Source organism: Pseudonocardia oroxyli (assembly GCF_900102195.1).
Lineage (GTDB): Bacteria > Actinomycetota > Actinomycetes > Mycobacteriales > Pseudonocardiaceae > Pseudonocardia > Pseudonocardia oroxyli.
Genome location: NZ_FNBE01000046.1, coordinates 1 through 2,691, shown reverse-complemented (window position 1 = coordinate 2,691; position 2,691 = coordinate 1). Strand labels below are relative to the sequence as shown.

At 68.2% G+C, this 2,691-nt stretch carries 1 protein-coding gene; it reads right to left on the bottom strand.

Going from position 1 to position 2,691, the window contains the following annotated elements; translation table 11 throughout:
- Nucleotides 1–237: 237 nt before the first annotated feature.
- A complete protein-coding gene (locus BLS43_RS29145; RefSeq protein WP_093089911.1) occupies nucleotides 238–2,331 on the bottom strand; it encodes an acyl-CoA dehydrogenase family protein in 2,094 nt (697 codons plus the stop codon).
- Between the last annotated feature and the right edge of the window lie 360 nt (nucleotides 2,332–2,691).

The window sequence follows — 2,691 nt, the reverse complement described above, 5'->3', positions numbered from 1 at the left end:
GACAGCCTCGGCAGGCTCACCCCAGTCGAGTCCGAGATACTCACCTCGGCCGCCCACGCGGCCTGAACACCCACCCGACACGGCTCAACCAGACCATGGGCAGACCCGTTCGCCCGTCTCGTCCGTACCTTCGCGCCCATGGCCCGGCCGGGTGCGCCATGATGTCACGTCCCGCTACGATCGCCCCCGACGCATCCCGGGTCGACAAACTGCTTGCACCTTCCCTGCAATCGTCGACTACTTCACCACTTCGCGCGGGAGGCCGAGGATGCGTTCGGCAATGACGTTTCGGGTGACTTCCGACGTGCCACCTGCAATGGTGATCGCGCGGCTCGTGAGGTAGTCGTGCATCGTCTCGAGGTTGGCGTCGCCGGCCGCGGCGGGGCCGAGGATTCGCAAGGCCAGCTCGCTCACCGCCTGCATCTGCTGGGCTAGCAGTAATTTCGTCACGGTGCCCTCTGCCGAAGGCGCCGCGCCCATGAGCGCTCGCTCTACTGTGCGTGCGTTGAGCAGTCGCACTGACTCCTGCTCCGCGATGAGCCGCCCAACCTCTCGGGCCAGACCTCGATCATGGGGGGCAAAGGTGTCTAGCAAGTTCGCCAGGCTCAATGCCGACGCACGGTCACGACGTGTGCCCGAGCCACTGCCGATACTCACACGCTCGTTGCCCAGCGTCGCACGCGCGACCTCCCAGCCGGCGCCGGGCTTCCCAATGACGTCCTGGTCGGGGATGAACACATCGTCGAGAAAGACCTCGTTGAAATGCGCGTCGCCCGTGATCTGACGCAACGGGCGTACCGTGATGCCAGGCACGGTCAGGTCGACGACGACGGCGGTGATGCCTTTGTGCTTGGGCGCCTCAGGATCCGTGCGGATCGTGGCCAGACCGCGGTTGCACAAATGCGCACCGGACGTCCACACCTTCTGACCGCTCACCCGCCAGCCGCCCTCCACCTTGATACCGCGGGTCTGGACGGCCGCGGCGTCGGAACCGGCATTGGGCTCGCTGAACAGCTGACACCACACCAGCTCACCGCGCAGGCTCGGCGGCAGCCAACGGGCTATCTGTTCCTCGGACGCCGTCTGGACAAGAGTGAGCTGCACCCAGCCGCCGACGCCCATGTCGGGGACGTCTACGTCGGCGAACTCCTGCTCGATCACCAGCTGCTCGAGCGGTGACGCGGCGCGGCCCCACGGCGTGGGCCAGTGCGGCACGAGGTAGCCGGACTCGACAAGCAGCTCGCGGTGGTCAGCGGGATCGGCGGCCCTCAGCCGCTGGACGAAAGCGCGAGCCTCGACGCGGAGCGGTTCGGCCTCGGGAGGAAGTTCCACCGCTGTCGATCGTCGCACCCCATCTGCGGCAAGCGCGACGACCTCGTCGGCTGCAGCGTCGGGCGACCCCGCAAGCGCAGAGAGCGCGGCGGCACGGCGGAGAAACAGATGGGCATCGTGTTCCCAGGTGAAGCCGATGCCCCCATGCACCTGGATGCTCATCCGCGCGTTGTGCTCGTAGGCGCCCAGGGCCACAGCTGCGGCCACAGCTGCGGCCATCTCCGCCTCCTGACCGCCGGTCGTCACACGTGCGGCGTCCCAAGCGGTAGCGACGGCCTGCTCAGCCACCACGAGCATGCCGGCGAGATGGTGCTTGACCGCCTGGAAGCTGCCGATGGTGCGGCCGAACTGCTCGCGGACCTTCGCGTAGGCGAGCGCCGCATCCAAACAGGCACGGGCGCCTCCGGCGGCTTCGGCGGCGGCGAGGGTACGGAAGACGGTGCGGGCCACGACGACGCCCCCGGTCAGCCGCTCGCCCTGCGGGATGGGGATAGCGCGGGTGAGGCCGAGCGAGGGGTCGATCCCCGCGATGGGTTCGACGTCGCCACTCTCAACGATCACGAGATCATCGCCGTCGGCGACGAGATGCATCCCCGCCCAGACCCCCCCGAGCAGTAGACCGCCGGCGATCTCGACGGAGGCGGCGGTAGAACCATCGGCCAGGCGCGGAAGCAGGGCCGCGCGTTGTGCGTCGGTGCCAACACGGTCGATGACGGCCGAGGCTACGGTCGTTGCCAGCAGCGGGCCCGAGGACGCGACGGTGCCCAAACCTTCAAGCACAACAGCGAGCTCCGTGAGCCCGTAGCCCGATCCCCCGTACTCCTCGGGTAGATGCAGCCCTGCCCAGCCCAGATCGGCCACGTGTGACCAGACCGCGCCGGGCCTGGTCGGCACCTTCTCCAGCGCCTGGCGTGTTTCGTCGCGCAGCGCCTGGTCCGCGGCGAACGTGCGGACGACGCCAGCCAGCTCGCGGTGGTCGGCGCTGAGGGCGAGGGGCATCTTGACCTCTTCCGTGGGATAGACGGCGGGCAGGGGTTACACATCGTCGGGCGATATCCGTGGGGACGCCCGGGGCGGATGACCTCCGTCTCCGATGATCGGAAGGGAACGTCGCCCGTCGCAGATGATTGCCATGCTAAGGAGGAGATGGGTCGGTCCGGTGCTGCGGTCCGCGCCGGTGGACGGGCCGTTGACTGCTCTGCCTCGCACGACAGCGCCAACTCCTGCGACCACCTCGAGTCCCACGTGCCAAGAAGCTGGCCGGTTGTTCATGGTGTGTCGGTGGTGAGATGGCGGCGAAGGATCTTCCCGGTAGGGGTGCGGGGTAACTCAGGTAACACGGTGATGGTGTCGGGGGTC